The organism is Endozoicomonas sp. Z74 (assembly GCF_057680865.1).
The window spans coordinates 53,971-76,058 of the sequence record NZ_JBLYZI010000010.1 but is presented as its reverse complement, the minus strand read 5'-3'; the positions used below and the strand labels follow the sequence as shown (position 1 = coordinate 76,058).

At 50.5% G+C, this 22,088-nt stretch carries 16 protein-coding genes and 13 tRNA genes; 22 read left to right on the top strand and 7 right to left on the bottom strand.

The annotated features are described in order from the left end of the window. Positions 1–225 precede the first annotated feature (225 nt). From ACNRUY_RS04935 to ACNRUY_RS04925, 3 genes are all read left to right on the top strand, one after another. On the top strand, positions 226–819 hold the full coding sequence (locus ACNRUY_RS04935) for a NapC/NirT family cytochrome c (RefSeq protein WP_488110528.1): 594 nt from the start codon (positions 226–228) through the stop codon (positions 817–819). A 106-nt stretch (positions 820–925) separates the two neighbouring features. Further along, positions 926–2,356, top strand: coding sequence for an ammonia-forming cytochrome c nitrite reductase (gene nrfA, locus ACNRUY_RS04930; protein WP_488110527.1), 1,431 nt, complete (start codon positions 926–928; stop codon positions 2,354–2,356). 120 nt (positions 2,357–2,476) lie between these two features. Continuing rightward, complete coding sequence (locus ACNRUY_RS04925; protein WP_488110526.1) at positions 2,477–3,025, top strand: DUF2058 domain-containing protein; 549 nt, start codon at positions 2,477–2,479, stop codon at positions 3,023–3,025. Between the two features lie 54 nt (positions 3,026–3,079). Here ACNRUY_RS04925 and ACNRUY_RS04920 read toward each other — a convergent pair whose 3' ends face one another. From ACNRUY_RS04920 to ACNRUY_RS04910, 3 genes are all read right to left on the bottom strand, one after another. Further along, on the bottom strand, positions 3,080–3,457 hold the full coding sequence (locus ACNRUY_RS04920; RefSeq protein ID WP_488110525.1) for a RidA family protein: 378 nt from the start codon (positions 3,455–3,457) through the stop codon (positions 3,080–3,082). A 321-nt stretch (positions 3,458–3,778) separates the two neighbouring features. Next, positions 3,779–4,381 carry a hypothetical protein gene (locus ACNRUY_RS04915; RefSeq protein ID WP_488110524.1) on the bottom strand — a complete coding sequence of 201 codons (603 nt, stop codon included), beginning with the start codon at positions 4,379–4,381 and terminating at the stop codon, positions 3,779–3,781. A 379-nt stretch (positions 4,382–4,760) separates the two neighbouring features. Next, positions 4,761–5,648, bottom strand: a complete 888-nt coding sequence (locus tag ACNRUY_RS04910) for a LysR family transcriptional regulator (RefSeq protein WP_488110523.1) — start codon at positions 5,646–5,648, stop codon at positions 4,761–4,763. 239 nt (positions 5,649–5,887) lie between these two features. Here ACNRUY_RS04910 and ACNRUY_RS04905 point away from each other — a divergent pair, with 239 nt between their 5' ends. Then, entirely contained in the window at positions 5,888–6,916 is a 1,029-nt protein-coding gene (locus ACNRUY_RS04905; RefSeq protein WP_488110522.1) for a TDT family transporter, read from the top strand. Positions 6,917–6,983: 67 nt separating this feature from the next. After that, positions 6,984–8,255, top strand: a complete 1,272-nt coding sequence (locus ACNRUY_RS04900; RefSeq protein WP_488110521.1) for a cation:proton antiporter — start codon at positions 6,984–6,986, stop codon at positions 8,253–8,255. A gap of 85 nt (positions 8,256–8,340) precedes the next feature. Here the strand turns inward: ACNRUY_RS04900 and ACNRUY_RS04895 are convergent, their stop codons facing one another. Next, a complete protein-coding gene (locus ACNRUY_RS04895; RefSeq protein WP_488110520.1) occupies positions 8,341–9,021 on the bottom strand; it encodes a hypothetical protein in 681 nt (226 codons plus the stop codon). 224 nt (positions 9,022–9,245) lie between these two features. Here ACNRUY_RS04895 and gltX point away from each other — a divergent pair, with 224 nt between their 5' ends. The 15 genes from gltX to ACNRUY_RS04820 all read left to right on the top strand — a co-directional run bounded on the left by gltX (position 9,246) and on the right by ACNRUY_RS04820 (position 13,685). Then, the gene (gltX, locus tag ACNRUY_RS04890) at positions 9,246–10,727 is read left to right on the top strand and encodes a glutamate--tRNA ligase (RefSeq protein WP_488110519.1); all 1,482 of its coding nucleotides are present in this window, start codon (positions 9,246–9,248) and stop codon (positions 10,725–10,727) included. Positions 10,728–11,022: 295 nt separating this feature from the next. Then, positions 11,023–11,098 (top strand) — tRNA-Ala (locus tag ACNRUY_RS04885). Between the two features lie 19 nt (positions 11,099–11,117). Beyond that, positions 11,118–11,193, top strand: a tRNA-Glu gene (locus ACNRUY_RS04880). A gap of 41 nt (positions 11,194–11,234) precedes the next feature. After that, positions 11,235–11,316, top strand: a tRNA-Gly gene (locus tag ACNRUY_RS04875). Positions 11,317–11,352: 36 nt separating this feature from the next. After that, a tRNA-Gly gene (locus tag ACNRUY_RS04870) sits at positions 11,353–11,428 on the top strand. A 122-nt stretch (positions 11,429–11,550) separates the two neighbouring features. Next, positions 11,551–11,626 (top strand) — tRNA-Glu (locus tag ACNRUY_RS04865). Between the two features lie 42 nt (positions 11,627–11,668). Further along, a tRNA-Gly gene (locus ACNRUY_RS04860) sits at positions 11,669–11,750 on the top strand. Between the two features lie 36 nt (positions 11,751–11,786). After that, positions 11,787–11,872: transfer RNA gene (locus ACNRUY_RS04855), tRNA-Gly, on the top strand. A 44-nt stretch (positions 11,873–11,916) separates the two neighbouring features. After that, a tRNA-Glu gene (locus ACNRUY_RS04850) sits at positions 11,917–11,992 on the top strand. A 42-nt stretch (positions 11,993–12,034) separates the two neighbouring features. After that, a tRNA-Gly gene (locus ACNRUY_RS04845) sits at positions 12,035–12,110 on the top strand. 41 nt (positions 12,111–12,151) lie between these two features. Continuing rightward, positions 12,152–12,227 (top strand) — tRNA-Glu (locus ACNRUY_RS04840). A gap of 197 nt (positions 12,228–12,424) precedes the next feature. Next, positions 12,425–13,243 (top strand): SDR family NAD(P)-dependent oxidoreductase, encoded by an 819-nt coding sequence (locus ACNRUY_RS04835; RefSeq protein WP_488110518.1) that lies wholly within the window; start codon positions 12,425–12,427, stop codon positions 13,241–13,243. A 149-nt stretch (positions 13,244–13,392) separates the two neighbouring features. After that, a tRNA-Ala gene (locus tag ACNRUY_RS04830) sits at positions 13,393–13,468 on the top strand. A 19-nt stretch (positions 13,469–13,487) separates the two neighbouring features. Then, positions 13,488–13,563 (top strand) — tRNA-Glu (locus ACNRUY_RS04825). A gap of 46 nt (positions 13,564–13,609) precedes the next feature. Next, positions 13,610–13,685, top strand: a tRNA-Gly gene (locus ACNRUY_RS04820). A 508-nt stretch (positions 13,686–14,193) separates the two neighbouring features. Here ACNRUY_RS04820 and fba (ACNRUY_RS04815) read toward each other — a convergent pair. From fba (ACNRUY_RS04815) to ACNRUY_RS04805, 3 genes are all read right to left on the bottom strand, one after another. Beyond that, a complete protein-coding gene (gene fba, locus ACNRUY_RS04815; RefSeq protein ID WP_488110517.1) occupies positions 14,194–15,258 on the bottom strand; it encodes a class II fructose-bisphosphate aldolase in 1,065 nt (354 codons plus the stop codon). Between the two features lie 172 nt (positions 15,259–15,430). After that, positions 15,431–16,288 (bottom strand): class II fructose-1,6-bisphosphate aldolase, encoded by an 858-nt coding sequence (fba, locus tag ACNRUY_RS04810; RefSeq protein ID WP_488110516.1) that lies wholly within the window; start codon positions 16,286–16,288, stop codon positions 15,431–15,433. A gap of 348 nt (positions 16,289–16,636) precedes the next feature. Next, entirely contained in the window at positions 16,637–17,191 is a 555-nt protein-coding gene (locus ACNRUY_RS04805) for a hypothetical protein (RefSeq protein WP_488110515.1), read from the bottom strand. Positions 17,192–17,329: 138 nt separating this feature from the next. Here ACNRUY_RS04805 and ptsP point away from each other — a divergent pair, with 138 nt between their 5' ends. Further along, positions 17,330–19,057 (top strand): phosphoenolpyruvate--protein phosphotransferase, encoded by a 1,728-nt coding sequence (gene ptsP, locus ACNRUY_RS04800; protein WP_488110514.1) that lies wholly within the window; start codon positions 17,330–17,332, stop codon positions 19,055–19,057. A 74-nt stretch (positions 19,058–19,131) separates the two neighbouring features. Continuing rightward, positions 19,132–21,747 (top strand): bifunctional acetaldehyde-CoA/alcohol dehydrogenase, encoded by a 2,616-nt coding sequence (gene adhE, locus ACNRUY_RS04795; protein ID WP_488110513.1) that lies wholly within the window; start codon positions 19,132–19,134, stop codon positions 21,745–21,747. Positions 21,748–22,088 lie beyond the last annotated feature (341 nt).

Here is a 22,088-nt window from a genome sequence, read left to right as displayed (position 1 = left end):
TGGGCAGTATCCTGAAAATGCACGACTGCATGGAAGCCGGAGTTAATACCCACAAAGCCTACCAGCAATGCTCTTCCCTGAGTTGAAACACACATCCGCCTGAGAGCCAGTTCCCACCATCGGGTAAAAAACGGCAGTAGCATTGATTTTATTGATGCCCGTCATCACAAGCCTGTCCTGAGTGATTGCACAATAACCATGGGATAAGTGGGGGTATGGCTCAGGATGGATATTCATAAAAAAAGTGTATTTGGCTTTTTGACAAAGCCATCGACAACGCTCTCGGTGGGGGCGCTTGTGCTGATTGGGCTCGTGGCTGGTCTGATTTTGAAAACCGGGTTTGATGTCTCCCTGGAAGTGACCAGCTCCAATGAATTTTGTACCAGCTGTCATGAGATGGAAAACAATGCTCTGGAGGAGATGAAGAATACCATTCATTTCAGTAATCGCACGGGTACAGTCGCCTATTGTGCGGACTGCCACGTACCCCATGACAGCCTTGGCAAGGTGGTCAGGAAGATTGAAGGCCTTCGTGAACTGTACGGGAAGGTGACGGGAAAGATTAATACACCGGAAAAGTATGAAGCCCATCGCCTGGCCATGGCGGAAAAAGTCTGGCAGAAAATGAAAGACAATGATTCCGCAAACTGCAGAGCCTGCCACATCCACTTTGAACAAAATCTTGATCAACAATATGAGTGGGCCAGAAAGCAGCACACCCTGGCGATTGAAAGGGGGCAGACCTGCATTGACTGCCACCAGGGGATTGCACACCAGCTGCCTAAAACCAAATTGATGAATAAACCACTGGCTCAATAGTGGTGTCGGGCGAATATCAGCGGATTTAGTGGGGAAAGAAATGAAAAAAACACGGCTGTTTACCAAGAAAATGCCGCGGCTTTTATTTCGCTGTGGGCATTTGGCGATGCAACCATTTTCAGGGGGGGGAGTGAGGGGCATTTCCCGCTCAAGGCTGCTTGGGGGCGCTGCTCTGGGGTTGTCAATGGCGCTGATGATGTCGGCGGGAGACCTGCAAGCCTCGGCAGGTAATAAGATGGAAACCATCAGCTCTGAGTTTGCTAAGGGGTATCCCCGGCAGTACGAATCCTGGGAAAAGACGAAAGATACGCCCATTGAAGACATGCTCGAACAGGACCCACGTCTGGTTGTACTCTGGGCTGGTTACGGATTTTCCAAGGATTACAACGGTCCTCGGGGCCACATGAATGCGGTGACTGATGTTCGAAATACTCTGAGAACTGGGGCGCCAAAAAGTGATGATGACGGGCCGATGCCCATGGCCTGCTGGAGCTGTAAAAGCACAGATGTTCCCCGCCTGATGGAGGAAGAGGGGTATCTGGATTATTTCAAGGGCAAGTGGGCCAGAGGCGGGTCGGAAATCGTCAATCCGATTGGCTGTGTGGATTGTCACGATCCGGCCAGTCCGGAGATGGCGGTGAAAATTTCCCGCCCCTATCTGCATCATGGCCTTAAAGCGTCAGGATATGATGTGGCCAAGGCAACAGAAAAAGACATGCAGTCTCTGGCCTGTGCCCAGTGCCATGTTGAATATTATTTTGACGATAACACCAAGGAGGTGGTTTTCCCCTGGGCCAAGGGTACCCGGGTGGAAGATATGGAGGCTTATTTTGATGAGCTGGAGTTCAAGGATTGGACGCATTCCATTTCCCGTGCGCCGATGCTGAAAGCCCAGCATCCGGGCTGGGAGATGTGGAAGGAAGGGGTGCACGGTAAAAACAATGTTTCCTGTACGGACTGCCACTCACCCAAGGTTAAGGACAAAGGGGTGACCTACACAGACCATCAGATCAGAAGCCCCCTGACCAATATGGACCAGACCTGCAAAACCTGTCATACCCAGGATGAAGCGTATTTGCTGAGCATGGTGGGGAATTATCGAGCCAAAATTGGTGAAATGAAGATCCGGGCGGAAGACCTGATTGTCAAAGCACATATTGAAGCTGGAGCGGCCTGGAAAGCCGGTGCTTCTGAGAAGGAAATGAAGGAAGCCCTGACCCTGATTCGCCATGCCCAGTGGCGCTGGGACTTCTCGATTGCCTCTCATGGTGCTTTCTTTCATGCACCGGAAGAAGCATTGAGGATTCTCGGGACAGCCATTGAAAAAGCCGGAGAAGCCCGACTGGTGTTGTCCAGGGTTTTGGCAAAGCATGGAGTGACAGGTGTTGTACCTATGCCTGATTTGTCCACCAAGGCCAAAGCCCAGGCCTACATTGGTATGGATCATGACCAGCTTAAAGCGGATAAGGAGCATTTCAAGAAGACGGTGATTCCAGTGTGGGATGCCAAGGCTAAAGAGAAGGGCTTGATGAAGTAAACGCTGAAGTTTGCAAATAAAGCCGGGTAATCCGGCTTTATTTGCAGAAGACTGGTTGATAGCCCTCCAGATTGCTAAGATCCCTCCTTTACCATTGATCCTGTGACCCGTTAGACCATTATGAGTAAATCACTTCGCGACCAGTTGATGAAGGCTGGCCTGGCCACCAAACAGCAGGCTTTAAAGGCAAAAACCAGCAACAAGAAAAAGAAGAAGCAGGCTGCCAAAACCGGAGAGCTGACGGATCAGGAAAAGCGTCGCCTTGAGCTGGAAAAGGAAAAGGCGGCCCAGGTGGAAAAAGACCGTGAGCTTAACCGGAAGCTGGAAGAGGAGCGTCAGGCCAAAGCCATTGAAGCTCAGGTGCGTCAGCTGATTGATACCAATGCGATTTCACGGGATCGGGGAGAGGCGGAATATAAATTTGTTTTTGCCAACAAGATTAAAAAGATCTATGTGACGGAGGAGCAGCTGGATAAGCTGACCCGTGGGCTTCTGGCTCTGGCCGTTTCCGGTGAGGAGTTTGCCGTGATTCCCGCACCCGTTGCTTCAAAGATTGCGGAGCGGATTCCTGAAGCCATTGTCGTGCAGAATGATAAGTCTGAAGAGATGTCCCAGGAGGAAGAGGATTGGTACGCGGATTATCAGATCCCGGACGACCTGATGTGGTAACGGGGGATTAATCCCCCCGTCTGCGGCTGGCGACTTGATTTAAGTCAATGACTTTCAGTCAATGGTCGCCAGAGCCTCAATTTCGACCTTCACGTCTTTAGGCAGGCGAGCGACCTCGACCAGGCTGCGTGCTGGAAAAGGCACTTTGAAGTACTGCTTGTACACTTCGTTAATATTGCTGAACTCTTCCATATCCCGGACGAAAACCGTTACCTTTTTCACCCGTTGCATGCTGCTACCGGAGGCTTCCAGGACCGCCTTGACGTTCTTCAGGCACTGGTGAGCCTGCTCTTTGGTGTCCTCAGAGACTTCACCGGTTTCCGGATCGATGGGCAGCTGCCCGGAGGTGATAACAAGGTTGCCAAACCGCATACCCTGAGAGTAAGGCCCGATTGCTGGAGGGGCGTCAGGGGTTTCAATCACTTTTTCCATGGGGTGTTGTTACCGGGTTGATTACGGAGGGGCTGAATTTTAGAGCGACAATTTCCCTTTGTCATGGGGGCTGGGTCAGGGAAATAGTGTATTTTGGTACAAATACTTAATGGGTTAGTGTGAACGTTTGAAGGATTTAATTAATTAGGACTAATGTCCTTTATTTTATCCGCAAGCCAAGTATCTGCAATCAAAGCCCAAAAAGAGCAAGTATGAATCGAGATTTAATGGGCCGGTGCCGGTGACGCAAAGTCACATAAGGTCTCTTTGTTGGGGGATCATTGTCAGGTGTCGTTATTAATTGCAGTCATCAGTGCCTTTTTAGAGTTGATCTGTAAGCCTGAATCCGCATTTATTCAAATACGAAAGGACTTCCTGATAGCGCTGGTACACCGGCTTGTCAGAATAGCTACCGAGCCAGTATCGCCAATGGGTTTGTGCGGTGGCGTCAATGGCCTGCACGGCATTGTTGCCAAAAAACAGCGTATTGCCGTTGGCTGTTTTCAGGATATATGAGGCGCCAACAATGTCGTCTGGCATTTCTGTGCAGGTCAGTGGGGTGTCATGAAGGCTTTTATAGCTCGGATCGTTCACAAGCCCCAGGTAAATTTTCTGTTCTTCCGGAGAGCGCTGGCTGAAGCCTCTCTCCGGGTAGGCAATATACAACTTAACTGCAGGACCGTAGCTGGCCAGCTTTCTGAGAGTGATGGTTCGATCCTCAATGGTTTTGCTGCGTTTTGGATCCTGCTGCATGCGAGGCGACATGGTTTGCTCCAGTGCCTTGCCGGGCGGGTTGCAAAGGGGAGTAGCGGGTTTTCGGGTGTGAATGATTACACTGGCCTGCTGCACCTTTCCCTGTTCCAGAGCACCGACCAGAGCCTGTTCGAATGCGTTCTGAAGGCCTACGCCTGCAGGTCTGACCATGCTGTCGCTTCCAGACAGCCTGATTTCTGGCTGCGTTCGTAGCGGGGAAATTCCCAGTTGGATAATATTGTTTCTGACGTCTGTTGAAAGTCCGCTGTCTTTTTGGACCCGGTTTGCCATTTCACCGAGAAAATAAGATTTAAGTTCCGCCAGATCCTTGTCCTTGCTGACAGGAGCGGTTCGGCTGATTTGACTGCTGCAGGCGCCAAGTTGCAGTAAAAGGGCTGCCAGAATGATGTGGTACAGATGGGAGAAGAGCCTGTTCTTATGGAACCGGTGCTTATAAGGAAAAATCATGCCTGCTCAGTGTCACGATGGTTTGCTGGAACTATCAAAGTAGTTCAAGAAAGTGTGGTTGCCACTTTCAACGCCTACAGCATTACTCCGCAACCTCAGAAACCAGGGCCAGTAGCTGGTTGACCAGAGCATTTTTGTATTTTTTTCTGCTCAGTAACAGCCATAGCTGTCGAGTCATCGTGTGCCGGGGGATATGGATTCGGGACAGCTCTCCCCTGGCCAGCTCGTTGGCTAGACAAAGTTCTGAAAGACAGCTGATGCCTGCACCGGCACGAACCATGTTTTTAATGGCCTCGGTCTGGTTGAGCTCTATTCGCAGGTTGCGTTGTCGCAGGTGCTGGCCGATGTGGCGTTCAAAGAGCAGTCGCGTGCCAGATCCTCTTTCGCGCAGAATCCAGTGAGCTTTTTCCAGCTGTTTAAGGGTGGCTGTTTTCAGTTGGGCCAGGGGGTGTTCAGGCGCACAGAAGAGAACCAGTTCATCTTTAAGCCAGGGGATGGATTCTATTTCATGGTGCTGGCAAGGGCCTTCAACACAGGCAAGGTCCAGTTCCAGGCTGGCCAGGCGTTCAATAATAGTGCTGGTGTTGTGGATTTTCAGATCAAGGGATACCTCTGGATTCGTCTTGTTGAACCGGGCCAGTATCCCCGGTAAAAGGTAATTGCCGATGGTGGTGCTGGCCCCCATCACCAGGTTGCCAGTGTGAAGGCCCTCGCCGGAAAAAAGCCGGTTAATCTCCAGGCTTCGATCCAGTAACTCGCAGGCCATAGGCAGTAATTTTCTGCCCTCATTATTCAGGACCAGTCGATTACCTGCCCGGTCAAAGAGGGGGTTATTCAGGTGTTTTTCCAGTTCAGCCAGAGCCATGCTGGTGGCCGGCTGCGACAGATGCAGCTGTCGGGCAGCCAGTTGAACCTGGCCAAGGGTGGCGACCGCTCTGAATACACTTAATTGCTTCAGGGTTATATGCACGTTGCCTCCTGAATGATCTCTGTTTTGCTTTAGCGGAGTGGGAAAACGCCCGCCATGATCCTGTGGCAAGCTCAAGTATAAGAATAATTGAATCTTTTTATATTAATAATTGAATTTCCTTATTTAAGGTTTGGTTCTATCTTTATAACCATTCCATATGATGCCGAATTCTCCATTCACTTTGATGGCATGATTCTGTGCATCATGGCTTGTTGGTAGATCCTGGGAGGCGTGTTTCTATGACGATGTCGGTGAATGAACAAGGCGGGGCGCTGGCATCGGCCACGCTGGGGAGGGCTGGTCAGGAACCGGTCACTCTACGACGTTGTCTCAGGAAAGTACCCACGCCCTTAGGGGGGCTGGCTCTTGGTATAGCCAGCCTCGGGGCGTTATGGGCATTGTCTGAGCCTCATCTGGCCGGTGTTTTCAAGCTGGGGTCTGCTTCTATTGCCAGTGTGCTGGTGCTCATGATCCTGCTGAAATTCATGACCCACCGTGATCTTTTTCTGGAAGAGCTGGCGCACCCGGTGGTCAGCAGTGTCATGCCAACCTGTGCCATGGCCACCATGGTGATTGCTCAGTCGCTTCTGTCGCTGGCGCCTGAGTTTGCCAGGGTGCTCTGGTTGTCAGCTGTTTTTTTTCACATGTTCCTGTTTGCGGGTTTTGTGGTTCACCGGGTGGTGGATTTCCGGTTGCACCACATGGTGCCCAGCTGGTTTGTGCCGCCGGTGGGTATTATCGTGGCAGCGGTCACCAGTCACGGTATGGGGCATGAGCAGATGGTATTTATACTGTTTGTGTTCGGACTCGGTTGTTATTTCCTAAAATTGCCGGTTATGCTCTACCGACTGATTTTCAGGGAAACTATCCCGGACGCAGCCCTTCCCACTTTTGCGATTATGGCGGCGCCTGCAAGCCTTTCCCTGGCAGGCTATCTGTCCATTGTGGACAAGCCTGACTTTCTGCTGATGGCTATTTTGGTGCCATTGGCTATTTTTATGACCAGCCTGGTCTACGTGGCTTTTATCCGCTTGTTAAGGTTGCCCTTCTCCCCCGGGTACGCCGCATTTACCTTTCCCATGGTCATTGGTGCTACAGCACTGGTCAAGCTGGCAGATATTCTTTATGAAGAGGGCTATCTGCAGGCTTATGAGCTTATCATCAAGCTAGCCAGCATTGAGCGGTTTGTAGCGACTGTCATTGTTTTTTATGTCGCCATCCGGTATCTCTGGTTTTATTTTCAACCGGGGGTGCGAAAGCCCATCTAACGGTTCTGGTCGCTTGCTGGCCAGAGCGTGGCTCTGAACGGCAGGCGGCAAAGTGATGGAACTGGAAATGTCTAGTGAGTTTTCAGGTGCCGGTCTGGCACTGCCCATGTTGATTTTCTGTGGCCTGTTTCTGCTGGCAGCCACATCGGCCATTCTACTTAAGAAGCTTCGCTTTCCCTACACCATTGGCCTGGTGGTGATTGGCATGATGCTGGGGATTGCAGCGAAGCATTTTGAATTTCTGTCACCGGTGCTTGAGTACTCACTGACCCATGATTTGATCATGTATGTGCTCCTGCCGGTTCTGGTTTTTGAAGCGGCGATCAATATCAAGTTGCCTGCCCTGGTGAGGGAGCTGGTTCCGGTATTGATGCTGGCCATTTTTGGGGTGATTCTTTCGACGCTGGTAGTGGGTTACCTGGTGGGTGAGTTTACCCCTCTGACTCTGGCCGGTGCCTTGTTGTTTGGTGCGCTTATTTCGGCAACGGACCCGGTGGCGGTGATTGCGCTCTTTAAAGAGGTTAAGGCGCCTGAGCGGATGTCTTTGCTGATGGATGCTGAGAGCCTCTTTAATGATGCCACCGCCATCGTTATGTTTGGGATTGTGCTGGCCATTGTTCAGTCCGGGCTTGGTTTGACCGGTAGCGCCGTAATCGACTCTATTGTGGAATTTTTCCGGGTGTTTTTTGGCGGGATCCTGGTGGGTGTCGCTCTTGGTTCAGGCATGCTGGTTCTTCTGAGGCTGTCACGGGGTATGCCTTACGTCCACATTGCCTACACCACCATTCTGGCCTTCTCCAGCTTTATCATTGCTGATCATGTGTTTGAAACCTCCGGCGTTATGTCGGTGATTGCAGCCGGTTTGATCACCCGGAACTATGGCAAACGGGCCATGGCGGATTTTATGACCATCCGCCATCTGGAGCCCTACTGGGAGTTTATGGCGTTTGTAGCGAACAGCTTTATTTTCCTGTTGCTGGGGCTGAGTGAGGACTTCCTGTTCCGGAACATCAACCACCTTCAGGCTTTTTATCCCAGCCTGCTGATTGCCATTGTGGTGGTGTTGCTGGCGAGATTCCTGGTGGTTTATCTGCTGCTTCCGGTGAGCAATCAGATCCCCGTTGGGGATAAAGTGGATGGCAAATCCAAGGCGGTGATGTTCTGGGGTGGCTTGCGGGGGGTGGTGCCGGTGGCACTGATGCTCTCTATTCCGAATTCTATGCCGGAAAAGCGAATGATTATTGAAATGACGCTGGCAGTTATTCTGTTCTCGCTGCTGGTTCAGGGAACCACCATTGGCTGGCTGATGGCAAAGCTGGGGATTAAGAAGCCTGCTTGAGTATTACACCGGTCATTGTGTGAGCTTGGATGCAGCAGCCGTCTTAAGGGCTGCTGTTTGCTATGGGGCGGATGAGAAGGTTCCTTTAAAGCCATGTGACTTTTTCTCCTTCAAGTTGTTGTTCTGAGTCTGTGTGCAATATTTCATCTGGGAAGAAGCCTGTGTTTTCTTCACTGGGCTCTTCCAACTTTACTGGGGGTGGGCTGACGGAGCTTTTTGTGAGTAGACTTCTGGGAAGATGGGGGTCGCTTTGGGATAACTGTCGATCTAACTTATGATGTGAAGTCCTCTTTTTTTCCGTAGTTTTATTCACGGGTTTTTCTGGAATGCTTGGATCACTTCTGGATATTTGTCTGAATAAAAGACTTGAGGAAGCCCTTGGGACAGATGGGGTGTTTATTGGGCTGAGGTCTGGCACTTGGTTTGGTGGCGGGAAGAAGTGAGTGATTGCATCTTGTCGAAAATGAATATAAGTCGGTTGTGTGGGGGCTGATTCGGCTTTTTGCAGTGGTTCTGTTCTAGTTGTTCTAACAGGTGGTTGTGTCATAACCCCACTCCTTTGGGGGGAGCAGCTTTTCGAAACCTGCCGTGTAAAAGTGGGTGGGGTTTTGTAAGTGGTCATGCATTTTTCAACCCTCCTATCAAATGGGCTTAACCACGTGCCCCTTGGAGAAGGGCTGTGGGTGAGGGGCCTTCCTCTGCCAGAAATCTCAATGTTTTTCGATGTGCTACCGCCAGGAATTGGGGTGGGGGGTGTTGGGTGCATGGTTCCTCCTTATGACAGCCCTGCTGACCGTATTGTCAGTAAATAAATTATTACGAAATTGGACTGTTTCCAGTTGAAATAGTTCAGCAGGTAAGTAGCAGCAGGCAGTTTGCAGTCATTGGGTTTGGGTGGGCGCTATAAAGCGTTATAATGGCATGTTTGAATTTCTACCAGTGATTCTGGTGGCTGCAGTTAAGCTCAAGGTTTATTGAGAAAACATCCCCATGACCGTACGTACACGTGTAGCTCCATCCCCCACCGGTGACCCCCATGTGGGCACTGCCTATATTGCGCTTTTTAACCTGGCATTTGCCAAAAGCCAGGGGGGCGAATTTCTCCTTCGTATTGAAGATACAGACCAGACCCGCAGTACCCCGGAGTCCGAACAGCAGATTCTGGACTCTCTGCGCTGGCTTGGGCTGGAGTGGGATGAAGGGCCTGATGTTGGTGGTTCCAGGGGGCCATACCGCCAGAGCGAGCGGCGTGCTGTTTATGAGGAACATGCACAGATACTTCTGGATAAAGGTCATGCTTTCCGTTGTTTCTGCTCCTCTGAGAGGCTGGATGAACTTCGGGCTGAACAGATGGCTAATAAGCAGACCCCGGGGTATGACGGTCATTGTCTGCATCTTTCAGAGGAAGAGGTGCAGAGTCGTTTGAGTGCGGGTGAGCCCCATGTTATCCGGATGAAGGTGCCAGAGGCCGGCATCTGCAAAGTGGAAGATATGCTCCGGGGTACCATCGAAATTGACTGGTCCCAGGTGGATATGCAGGTCCTGGTAAAAGCGGATGGTATGCCTACTTATCACCTGGCGAATGTTGTGGATGATCACCTGATGGAGATCACTCATGTGATCCGCGGCGAGGAATGGATCAACTCGGCGCCCAAGCACCAATTACTTTATGACTACTTTGGCTGGGAAATGCCGGTCCTCTGTCATATGCCCCTGTTGAGAAACCCGGACAAGAGCAAGCTGTCCAAGCGGAAAAACCCGACCAGTATCACCTATTACCGGGATATGGGGTATCTGCCTGAAGCCGTGGTTAACTACCTGGGCCGAATGGGGTGGTCTATGCCCGATGAGCGGGAAAAGTTCAGTCTGGAAGAAATGCTGGCCAGTTTTGATATTAAACGGGTGTCGTTGGGTGGGCCAATCTTCGATCAGGAGAAGCTCTCCTGGCTGAACGCCAGCTGGATTCGAGAGAACCTGACAACGGAAGCATTTGCTGATCGGCTTCACCAGTGGCTGCTGAACAGCGATTACATTATGAAGTTTCTGCCTCTGGCCAAGGAACGGGTTGAGCGAATGAGTGATTTTGCTCCCATGGCGGCGTTTATGTTCTCGGGCATGCTGGATTTGTCGTCTGATGATTTTGCTCACAAAAAGCTGGAGGTAACGGACGTAAAGAAAGTCCTTCAGTTTACTCTCTGGAAACTGGAGCAGCTGAGGCAGTGGGAGCGTGGGTCCATCTTTGGGGAAATCAAGGCGCTGTCAAAAGCCATGGATATTAAGTTGGGTGACTTCAATCATCCGATTTTTGTGGCCATTGCCGGGACACCCAACTCCTGGTCGGTCATGGAGTCTATGGAGATTCTGGGGGCGGATATGACTCGTGCCCGTTTAAGGCATGCTATTGAAGTGCTGGGTGGGGTTTCCAAGAAAGAAGGGAAGAGGTTAGAGAAAGAGTTTAAAACCCTTTCTTGATGCAATGAGATGCTTAAATGCGCTGACTGTATACAGATAGCGTGCAATCACAGGGATGTGAGAGAGGAGGCTTCTGAGAGTCGTTGATGCAGGAAGGCATAATGCCGGGAGCCTTGTTTTTATATAACCATAACGAGCATAAAAAAAGTTTTTCATAAGCGATGCTTGACAGGATGGGGGGGCATCCATATCATTCGCCCTGCGTTTCGGGGGAGGCAAAACAACTTCTTCAAACGATATTGTTCAGCAGGTTAAAGTATTGATCATTAATGCTTTGATGACTTGCGAAGGATATGGGGCTATAGCTCAGCTGGGAGAGCGCAACACTGGCAGTGTTGAGGTCAGCGGTTCGATCCCGCTTAGCTCCACCAAACATCTTTCGATGTTTGCGTCCCCTTCGTCTAGTGGCCTAGGACACCGCCCTTTCACGGCGGTAACAGGGGTTCGAGTCCCCTAGGGGACGCCACTATTTTAAGACCTAAAGAAAGTCTCTAAATTTCTTTCCCTGCGGGAATAGCTCAGTTGGTAGAGCACAACCTTGCCAAGGTTGGGGTCGACCAGTTATTGAGAGTGAGTCTCGTTTCCCGCTCCGGCTTTTAAAAAGTGGCCGTAAAATACTTTTTCTGCGGGAATAGCTCAGTTGGTAGAGCACAACCTTGCCAAGGTTGGGGTCGCGAGTTCGAGTCTCGTTTCCCGCTCCAGATATTTTGCGTGAAACACAGCCTTGCCAAGGTTGGGGTCGTCTCTTTATGTGACAAGGGCGAGTCTCGTTTCTCGCTCCAAATCTAGCTTCATGCATTGGTGTGAAGATGCGAAGGTTTGCGTCCCCTTCGTCTAGTGGCCTAGGACACCGCCCTTTCACGGCGGTAACAGGGGTTCGAGTCCCCTAGGGGACGCCACTCTTTTCAAGACCTCAAGAAAGTCTCTAAATTTCTTTCCCTGCGGGAATAGCTCAGTTGGTAGAGCACAACCTTGCCAAGGTTGGGATCGCCCGGCTATTGAGAGTGAGTCTCGTTTCCTGCTCCGGCTTTTAAGAAGTGGCCGTAAAATACTTTTTCTGCGGGAATAGCTCAGTTGGTAGAGCACAACCTTGCCAAGGTTGAGGTCGTCTCTTTATGTGACAAGAGCGAGCCTCGTTTTCCGCTTCAAATCTAGCTTCATGCATTGGTGTGAAGATGCGAAGGTTTGCGTCCCCTTCGTCTAGTGGCCTAGGACACCGCCCTTTCACGGCGGTAACAGGGGTTCGAGTCCCCTAGGGGACGCCACTCTTTTTAAGACCTCAAGAAAGTCTCTAAATTTCTTTCCCTGCGGGAATAGCTCAGTTGGTAGAGCACAACCTTGCCAAGGTTGGGGTCGCGAGTTCGAGTCTCGTTTCCCGCTCCAAATCTAGCTTCATACATTGGTGTGAAGATGCGAAGGTTTGCGTCCCCTTCGTCTAGTGGCCTAGGACACCGCCCTTTCACGGCGGTAACAGGGGTTCGAGTCCCCTAGGGGACGCCATTTTCTTATAACCGGCTTTATGCCGGTTTTTTTTTGCCTGAAATTCAAGTGCTCCTTGTCTGGAGCGGTCTGGAAAACACAGCTACTTTAATCACTTGATAATCATCATGAGGCTGGTGATGAAGCGGTGTTGGTTGTTCTTTCTCTTATTGGTTGTTTTTCCTGCGCACAGTGCTCTCCCTGAGAGGGTGGTTCTTGTGACCGGTGCGTCATCAGGGATTGGCAGGGCGATTGTTGAGCGTTTTTCTGGGGCGGCAGGGTACCGGGTATACGGAACCACAAGAAAAGCGGTGCCAGGTGTTAAGCCTTCTTCTTATTTTCTGATTCAAATGGATCCAGCTGATACGGAGTCGGTAAAAAAGGCAATAGGGGAAGTAGCTCGCAGGGAGGGAAGGGTTGATCTGCTGGTGAATAATGCCGGGTATATGGTGCTGGGTTCTGTGGAAAGCATTGATATTGATAAGGAGCTGGCTCCCATGTTCAATGTCAATGTTCTGGGTTATCTGAGAACGACTCAGGCGGTTGTGCCTTTTATGCGTAAAGCAGGAGGGGGAACCATTATTAATATCAGTAGTGTTCAGGCCTTTGAGCCTCGGGCGCTCCAGGAAGGTTATTCGGCTACCCGGGCTGCGGTTGAAGCTTTTTCGCTGGGTCAAAACAGCTACCTGAAAGACTATGGGATCAATGTACTGGTTTTTGAGCCGGGAGCCACCCGGAGTAATGTGGTTCATGGGGCCAGAGTAGGTAGTTTAGTGGTTAGCGGGGATCAGGCGGCCAGTCATGTTGCCTCTTTTGTTGAGAAGATGGGGCGGCGTATTGATAGTGGCGAGCCTGCAGAGTCGGTGGCGGAAAAAGTGTTTCTCCTGTCTCGACAAGCCAAGCCGGATTTCAGGACTCAAGCGGGAGAGAAAGAGGTTCAGCGTGCTCGGGCTGTCTATCAGGATCCAACAGGTAATCAACTGGCGGGGTTCCTCAGGGAAAAATACAGGGATTTTGTGTCCGGAGTGATGCGTTAATGTAGGTGTTTATGCGGGTGCTTTTCGGGTTGACAGGAAGGTGGGGAGTCCATAGAATTCTGCCTCGTTCGCGGATGAATTCAACGGTTTACGAACGGTTGAGGGCTTGATCTTTTCAGGAAGGTTGGCATAATTCATCAGCGTTATGTGGGGCTATAGCTCAGCTGGGAGAGCGCAACACTGGCAGTGTTGAGGTCAGCGGTTCGATCCCGCTTAGCTCCACCAAACATCTTTTGATGTTTGCGTCCCCTTCGTCTAGTGGCCTAGGACACCGCCCTTTCACGGCGGTAACAGGGGTTCGAGTCCCCTAGGGGACGCCACTATTTAAGTGGTGTCCAGCTTGAAAAAGCGAATGACTCATTTAATGCGGGAATAGCTCAGTTGGTAGAGCACAACCTTGCCAAGGTTGGGGTCGCGAGTTCGAGTCTCGTTTCCCGCTCCAAACAAAAGAACCAGTCCATAGGGCTGGTTTTTTTTGGTCTGAAGGTTTTGGGAAGCAAAGACAAGGTTGGGGTCGTCTTTCGATCGGACAAGAGCGAGTCCCGTTTCCCGCTCCAAACAAAAGAACCAGTCCATATAGGGCTGGTTCTTTTTGGTCTGAAGGTTTTGGGAAGCAAAGGCAAGGTTGGGGTCGTCTTTCGATCGGACAAGAGCGAGTCCCGTTTCCCGCTCCAAACAAAAGAACCAGTCCATAGGGCTGGTTTTTTTTGTCTGAAGGTTTTGGGAGGCAAAGACAAGGTTGGGGTCGTCTTTCGATCGGACAAGAGCGAGTCCCGTTTCCCGCTCCAAACAAGAAAACCAGTCCATATAGGGCTGGTTTTTTTTGGTCTGAAGGTTTTGGGAAGCAAAGACAAGGCTGGGGTCGTCTTTCGATCGGACAAGAGTGAGTCTCGTTTCCCGCTCCAAACAAAAGAACCAGTCCATAGGGCTGGTTTTTTTTGATCTGGAGCTCAAGCAACCTTAGGTTTCAATTTTCCACTGCTGTATAGCTGAAACATGACTTCAAGGCTGCTGGTGGGGATTTTGCTGCCCTGGTCTGCGCAGCCGAAAGCCTGGTAGCGCTCTATGCAAATTTCCTTCATGGCCTGTGTTGAGACTTTCAGGTATTTTCGTGGGTCAAACTCAGCGGGGTTTTCCTGCAGAAAACGGCGAATGGCTCCAGTGGATGCCAGACGAAGGTCGGTGTCTATATTGACCTTTCGAACCCCGTGACGAATGCCTTCCTGAATCTGTTCCAGTGGGACGCCATAGGTTTCAGGGATGGCTCCTCCATTGTCGTTAATGATTTTCAGCCAGTTCTGGGGTACAGAGGAGGAGCCGTGCATGACCAGGTGAGTGTTGGGGATGCGCTGGTGAATGGCGCGAATCCGGTCAATGGCCAGTATGTCACCGGTGGGTGGACGGGTGAATTTATAGGCGCCGTGACTGGTTCCGCAGGCGATGGCAAGAGCGTCTACCTGGGTCGCTTTGACGAACTCGGCGGCTTCGTCAGGGTCGGTCAGCAGCTGGTCATGGGATAAGGTTCCTTCTGCTCCAACTCCGTCTTCTTCTCCGGCCTGTCCTGTTTCCAGAGAACCGAGGCATCCCAGCTCGCCCTCTACAGAGACGCCACAGGCGTGAGCCATTTCTACGGTCAGGCGGGTGACGTCAACGTTATATTCATAACTGGATGGCGTTTTGCCATCGTCTTTCAGGGATCCGTCCATCATGACTGAAGTGAACCCCAGCTGGATGGAGCGCTGGCAGACGGCAGGGCTGGTGCCATGGTCCTGGTGCATAACCACGGGAATGTGGGGAAACTCTTCTGTAGCGGCCAGAATCAGATGGCGCAGAAAAGGCGCTCCGGCATACTTTCGAGCACCGGCTGAAGCCTGGACGATGACGGGGGAGTTTGTTTCGTCAGCGGCCTCCATGATGGCGCGCATCTGCTCAAGATTGTTTACGTTAAAGGCTGGTATGCCGTAATGGTTTTCGGCGGCGTGGTCCAGCATTTGTCGTAAGCTGATCAGGGCCATTACCTGCTCCGTTCACTGGTTGGAAAGGAGGCTATTATCGCTCTTTACCATTGAACTTTGCAAAACAGTCTTTTTCAGAAATTCACAGGCCGTTTTGGTATGGCAGGCTTTTTTTTGGAGGGAGATGGAAGGGCAGGGTTTCAGCAGAAAGCTGAAACCCTGAAAGGGAGGGTCAGGCTTTATTCTCAGAACCAAATTCGCGAATCTTGGCCATAACGGTTTCCTTGACCGCGTCACGCCCAGGGCCAATGATGTGGCGAGGATCGTACACTTCAGCGTTTTCTGCCAGAACCTTGCGGACCATATCCGTCCAGGAAATCTGGTTTTCAGTGTTGACGTTGATCTTTGCGGTGCCGCGGCTGATGGCGTTCTTGATGTCGTTTTCAGGAATGCCTGTACCACCGTGCAGTACCAGAGGTACGCCGGTCAGCTCTTTAACCTGCTGCATTTCTTCAAAGCCCAGGTTTGGCTCGCCCTTGTAAGGGCCGTGAACGGAGCCCAGGGCTGGAGCAAGGCAGTCGATGCCGGTGCGCTCAACCAGCTCTTTGCACTCCTGAGGATCGGCGTATACGCAGCCATCTGCAATCACATCGTCTTCCTGGCCACCAACAACACCCAGTTCGGCTTCAACAGACACGCCGCGTTCGTGAGCGTAATCAACAACGATCTTGGTGGTTTCAACATTTTGCTCGAAAGGCCCGTGGGAGGCGTCAATCATGACAGAGGTAAAGCCTGCCTCGATGGCTTCCTTGCACTTTTCAACGCTGGAGCCGTGATCCAGGTGAATGGCGACTGGGACGGTGATGTTCATGGAGTCAACCAGTTCACGGATCATTGAGGCAACTACCTTGAAGCCCCCCATGTAGCGAGCAGCGCCTTCAGAGCAGCCGCAAATAACAGGAGACCGGGTCTCTTCTGCTGCAGCCAGAATGGCCTGGGCCCATTCAAGGTTATTGACGTTGAACTGGCCGACGGCGTATTTGCCCTCTTTGGCCTTGTTCAGCATTTCAGTCATTGATACCAGTGCCATGATGATTCCTCGGTCAGTGGTTCAGAGAGTGTAGCTTGTGATAAGGCTGTCTGTCAGGGGGAGTCAGCGTTACAAGCAGCCGGTGCCTGCTTTAAATACTCCTGAGGAGGAGCTGGAACACGGTTGATGAAAACGCTGCAGGTTTTTCCAGACATGCAGTACCTTTGTGGGTGCTAATGATACGGAAAGGGGGTCAGAGGTAAAGGGGTTTTCTATATATAAAGTTGTATGAACAGGCAGTTTTTTAAATGGGTGTTTTTTGTTGGGTTTCGCTGGGTGATTCTGTTTTTTAATGAGTGGTTTTTGGTGTTTGCGTGTGATGTCGTGTTGATGGGTATTGGCTTAAGTTCAGGTTGTTTTGGTTTTTAATGTTTCTGTCGTGGTGTTTTTTTGTTGATGCGGGTGTTTTCTTGTGGTGGGAATAAAACTATTTCCTGAATTACCGTCTTTTTTCAGGATAAGCGATATTGTTTGGTGGTCTGGTTTTTTTTTAGCCGTTCGGTAAGGGCTGTATTGTGATTTTTGTTGTTTGGAAAAGTAGGTGGTGATAAGGATGAAAAAAAATCCGTTGAAAAAAAAGAGCGTAATTTTGTGTGCTCGTGTTTGGTTTTGGTTTTGTTTTTTATTTAAAAATGCAATAAGAAAATTTTGATTTGGATCAGTTTTTTTTAAACTTTTACTGTGTTGTAATTCAGATAAACAAGCTCTGTTGTTTATATAGAGGTCTTTAAAGCTATCTGTTAATGAATAAATATTATACTTGATCCTTGGCTTTGGGGTTTTCAGGCTCCAGAAGCGGAACGGGCGACTTGGCTCATGATGCACTATCTTGAGAGCTGTTGGCATGAATGAAGTGCAGATTAATCGTAATGCAGGATTTTCTGTCAAGGTGCTTTCTTTCATTTGAGTGGTTCCTGAGGGTGAGGTTAAAAGCGGCTTATTTAAAACAGTTCTGAATCGGTTGGGTGTTATTGGCAGGATTTATCGCTATTTAATTCGTAGGGGTGCTGGTTTACTGGCAGTGATGACGCGGGTGGCGCTATGTTTTCAGGCATTATTGCATCTTCTGGTGTAGCCATAGGGGTCAGCTATGTGCTGAAAGAGAGTGATATTACCCTCAGCACAGGTAGGTTGGATGCCCGTGAGGTAGATGCAGAGCTGTATCGGTTTCGGCAGGCCAGAGAGAAAACCGTAGTGCAGTTAGAAGTGATCCGGGACCGGACGGCAGCGCGAATGGGGGCGGAAGAGGCCGCTGTATTTGAAGGCCATATTCTTGTTGCCACCGATGAAGAACTTGAAAGCGAAGTGGTCAGGGCGATATCAGAGCTAAGGCCTGCGGATCAGGCGTTAAGCGCCGTTATTTGTGAGAACATTACAGCGCTGGAAGAACTCGATGACCCTTATCTCCGTGAAAGAGTGGCGGATATAAAAGATGTCGGCAGCCGCATGTTAAGGAACCTGCTCGGCCTTGAAGTGACTTCCCTGAGTGATGTTTCTGAGGGATCCATTCTGATCGCCAATGACCTGACTCCCTCTGACACTTCCCTCATTGATGTTACGCGTGTGAAGGGGGTGATTACCAATCTTGGGGGCCGGACATCTCACTCGGCGATTATGGCCCGGTCTCTGGAGCTTCCTGCCATTGTTGGTTCCCTGGTGGCGACCGAGCGCATTCAAAATGGGGTCAGGTTGGTGCTGGATGCCATTAATAATAAAGTCCTGGTGGATCCTGATGAGGATACCCTTGAGTACTATAAAAAACTCCAGAAGCAGTTGCTTGAAGAAAGGCAGTCGTTATCCCGGCTAAAAGATCTTCCCTGCCAGACGGTTGATGGCAGGGGGTATGAGGTTTGTGCCAATATTGGCACAGCAAAGGATGTTGAAGGGGCGCTGCGCCATGGGGCGGAGGGGATTGGATTATACCGAACAGAATTTCTGTTTATGGATCGTATCCAGATGCCCTGTGAGGAAGAGCAGTTCGAGGCATACCGCAGTGTTGTCCAGGCGGTTAGCAGGCGAACTGTCATTATCCGGACATTGGATATTGGTGGAGATAAAGACCTTTCTTATCTTGAATTACCCCGTGAGAAAAACCCCTTCCTGGGATGGCGGGCTATCCGGATGTGCTTTGATAAACCCTGGATTTTAAAAACACAGCTGCGAGCCATTCTTCGGGCCAGTGCTTATGGTCGGGTAAAAATCATGTTTCCCATGGTGATTTCAGTGGATGAGGTGCGCCGCCTGAGATCAATGGTAAAGGAAGAGCAGGAAGCACTTGCCATAGCAGGAGTCCCCTTTGACCAGGAAATTGAGATTGGGGTTATGGTTGAAACGCCATCGGCAGTACTGATTGCGGATTTGCTGATTGAAGAAGTGGATTTTTTCAGTATTGGCAGCAATGACCTGACTCAATATCTCCTGGCGGTCGACCGCGGTAATAACCGGATCAGTGGGCTTTACGATTACTTTTCTCCCAGTGTTCTTCGAGCGGTTAAAAGAGTGGTTGACTGTGCCCACAATGCCGGGAAATGGGTGGGCATGTGCGGAGAGATGGCGGGAGATGAGTTAGCAGTGATGTTGCTGGCTGGGTTTGGAATAAATGAGCTCAGTATGAGTGCTACTTATATTCCCCGGGTAAAAAAAGTGCTTCGAAAAAACCGGTTTACTGACTTAAAAGCGTTGGCGGGCCTTGCGGTCAATCTTGCGACGGCTGGGGAGGTCAAAGTGCTGCTTGAAGATTATTGTAGACGTCAGTTGTCGAGCTGTTAATGGTGTACTGCTGATGAGCTGAAAAAAGATTTATTGGGTTTAACTGTTTTGACTATCAACTAGAGGATGTAATTATGGCCAGTAACAAGCAGGCTGCTAAAACTGTGAAAAAGGAGGCCGTGGTTCAGGATGTGGATGCTCAGATCAATGCTCTGATCGAGCGGGCAATGGTTGCGCGGGAAAAATTCCTGAAGCTTGACCAGGAAGCCATTGATCGTATTACCAAGGCCATGGCCCTGGCTGGGCTCACAGCTCACATGGATTTGGCGCGAATGGCGGTAGAAGAAACCGGCCGCGGTATCCTTGAAGACAAAGTTACCAAGAATATTTTTGCTACTGAGTATATCTACCACTCTATCAAGTATGACAAGACGGTGGGGGTCATTGAGGACAATGCGGAAGAAGACTTCATGCTGGTTGCGGAGCCAGTAGGTATTGTCTGTGGGGTGACGCCGGTAACAAACCCTACGTCCACCACGATGTTTAAATCCATTATTGCCACAAAGACCCGGAACCCGATTGTCTTTGCCTTCCACCCTTCTGCCCAGAAATGTTCCAGTGAGGCGGCCCGTATTGTCAGGGATGCCGCGGTAGAGGCGGGTGCTCCGGAAGACTGTGTACTGTGGGTTGAGCAGCCTTCCATTGAGGCGACCCAGAAGCTGATGACGCACCCTGAAGTGGCCGTGATTCTGGCTACCGGTGGCTCCGGCATGGTTCGGGCTGCCTACTCTTCCGGTAAGCCTGCTCTGGGCGTGGGATCCGGTAATGTGCCTTGCATTATTGATCAGTCTGCGGATATCAAGCAGGCCTGTAATGATCTGGTGATGTCCAAGAGCTTTGATAATGGCATGATCTGTGCGTCAGAGCAGGCTGCGATCGTTCATGAGGCAGTTTATAAAGATGCAGTGAAAGAGCTGAAAGGGCAGAGTGTCTATTTTACCAGCCCTGAAGAAACTGCGCGTCTTGCTGAGGTTGTCATTATTGATGGTCATGTTAACAGTAAGATTGTCGGTATGAAGCCCTCTGATATTGCTGGCATGGCAGGTATCAAAGTGCCTGAGGAGACTCGAGTACTGGCCTGTGAGATCGAGGGCGTTGGTCCAGAATTTCCTCTCTCCCGTGAAAAACTCTCTCCGGTTCTTGGCATTTTGAAAGCTAAAAATGCGGAGCATGCCATTGAGCTGGCTGACCAGATGCTGAACTTTGGTGGGCTTGGCCACTCTGCGGTTCTGCATGCCCAGGACGATCAGGTGATTGACCAGTTCTCTCTGGCCATGAAAGCGGGGCGGATTATCATTAACTCCCCGAGCACCCATGGTGCCATTGGTGATATCTATAACACCAATATGCCCTCCCTTACTCTGGGTTGCGGCAGTTATGGTGGTAACAGTACAACTTCCAATGTGTCTGCAGTGAACTTGATCAACCTGAAGCGTGTGGCCAAGCGTCGTGTGAATATGCAGTGGTTCAAGCTGCCCCGGAAAATTTACTTTGAGGCTAACTCTCTTCAATATCTGGAGAAGATGCCGGAGATTCATAAGGTCTTTATTGTTACTGATCCGGTGATTGATCAGCTGGGTTATGTGGATAAAATCCGTTATCACTTGAACAAGCGTAAAGTGCCGGTTCAAATCCGGGTATTCAATCAGGTTGAGCCTGATCCAAGCCTGGCTACCATTCGTGCGGGTTCCGAAGATATGGCCAGGTTTGAGCCTGATGCCATTATTGCTCTGGGTGGTGGCTCCGCGATTGATGCTGCAAAAGGCATGTGGTTGTTCTACGAGCAGCCGGATGCGGACTTTGAGGGGATGGCTCAGAAGTTCCTGGATATCCGCAAGCGCGTCTACAAATTCCCCAAGCTGGGTCAAAAGGCTCAAATGATTGCGGTCCCTACCACTTCTGGTACCGGGTCTGAAGTGACCTCCTTTGCGGTAATTACCGACAAGGAGAGGGGGATGAAGTATCCATTGGCTGATTATGAGCTGACCCCGGATGTTGCCATCATTGACCCGAATCTGGTGATGACAGTGCCCAAGAAGGTCGCTGCAGATACCGGCCTGGATGTGCTGACTCATGCCCTGGAAGCCCTTGTTTCAGTTATGGCATCTGACTATACCGATGCTTTGGCAATGAAAGCGATTCAGATGGTATTTGAGTATTTGCCGAAATCCGTTGATGAGGGTGATAAGGTTTCCCGTGAAAAAATGCATAATGCTTCCTGCATCGCAGGTATGGCATTTGCGAATGCTTTCCTGGGGGTTAACCACTCAATGGCCCACAAACTGGGTCATGAAATGCAGATTCCTCATGGTATGGCCAATGCCTTGTTGCTGCCTCACGTCATTGAATACAATGGTTCGGCCAAGCCCAGCAAGGTTACATCCTTCCCTAAATACGACCACTATATTGCTCACGAGAAGTATGCAGAAGCTGCAAAAGCTTTGGGACTTCCCTGTGAAACTGTTGATCAGGGGGTTAAGTCACTGGCCAATGCAGTGCGTGATCTGATGAAGAAAGTGGGGATGCCGTTAAGCCTGAAAGAGATGGGTCACAGCGAAAAGGCGTTTCTTGGTAAAGTGAACATGCTGGCCAATCATGCTTTTGAGGATCAGTGCACCACTGCCAACCCGCGGATGCCTCTGGTTTCTGAACTGGAAGTGCTGCTGAAGAAAGCTTACTACGGCAAATAAGTTCAATTTGTCGTTTAGTTAAGCGTGTGAGTAAAACCGGCAAAGTCCTCTTTGCCGGTTTTTTTATGGCCATGGATGGCCTGTATGCTGGCAACGCATGGAGCGGTTGCCAGTATATATCAGGGATGTATTGTACACGGCAATGCACGACCACATGGATGTGGGAGCTAGAGTGACGCAGGATGCCAAAACCGTGGAGCAATTCCCGGGGTATGGCCATGGATGGCCTGTATGCTGGCAACGCACGACTACAAGGATGTGGGAGTTAGTACCCATAGGGCATAAAAGTAACGCATGGAGCAGTTACCGTGGAGCGGTTGCCAGTATATATCAGGGATGTA

Excerpts from the sequence above, each read along its gene's own strand:
- ACNRUY_RS04935 (WP_488110528.1), top strand. The coding sequence starts at position 226 with ATGGATATTCATAAAAAAAGTGTATTTGGCTTTTTGACAAAGCCATCG.
- nrfA (WP_488110527.1), top strand. The coding sequence starts at position 926 with ATGCAACCATTTTCAGGGGGGGGAGTGAGGGGCATTTCCCGCTCAAGG.
- ACNRUY_RS04925 (WP_488110526.1), top strand. The coding sequence starts at position 2,477 with ATGAGTAAATCACTTCGCGACCAGTTGATGAAGGCTGGCCTGGCCACC.
- ACNRUY_RS04920 (WP_488110525.1), bottom strand. The coding sequence starts at position 3,457 with ATGGAAAAAGTGATTGAAACCCCTGACGCCCCTCCAGCAATCGGGCCT.
- ACNRUY_RS04915 (WP_488110524.1), bottom strand. The coding sequence starts at position 4,381 with ATGGTCAGACCTGCAGGCGTAGGCCTTCAGAACGCATTCGAACAGGCT.
- ACNRUY_RS04905 (WP_488110522.1), top strand. The coding sequence starts at position 5,888 with ATGACGATGTCGGTGAATGAACAAGGCGGGGCGCTGGCATCGGCCACG.
- ACNRUY_RS04900 (WP_488110521.1), top strand. The coding sequence starts at position 6,984 with ATGTCTAGTGAGTTTTCAGGTGCCGGTCTGGCACTGCCCATGTTGATT.
- ACNRUY_RS04895 (WP_488110520.1), bottom strand. The coding sequence starts at position 9,021 with ATGCACCCAACACCCCCCACCCCAATTCCTGGCGGTAGCACATCGAAA.
- gltX (WP_488110519.1), top strand. The coding sequence starts at position 9,246 with ATGACCGTACGTACACGTGTAGCTCCATCCCCCACCGGTGACCCCCAT.
- fba (WP_488110517.1), bottom strand. The coding sequence starts at position 15,258 with ATGGCCCTGATCAGCTTACGACAAATGCTGGACCACGCCGCCGAAAAC.
- fba (WP_488110516.1), bottom strand. The coding sequence starts at position 16,288 with ATGGCACTGGTATCAATGACTGAAATGCTGAACAAGGCCAAAGAGGGC.
- ACNRUY_RS04805 (WP_488110515.1), bottom strand. The coding sequence starts at position 17,191 with ATGAAAGAAAGCACCTTGACAGAAAATCCTGCATTACGATTAATCTGC.
- ptsP (WP_488110514.1), top strand. The coding sequence starts at position 17,330 with ATGTTTTCAGGCATTATTGCATCTTCTGGTGTAGCCATAGGGGTCAGC.
- adhE (WP_488110513.1), top strand. The coding sequence starts at position 19,132 with ATGGCCAGTAACAAGCAGGCTGCTAAAACTGTGAAAAAGGAGGCCGTG.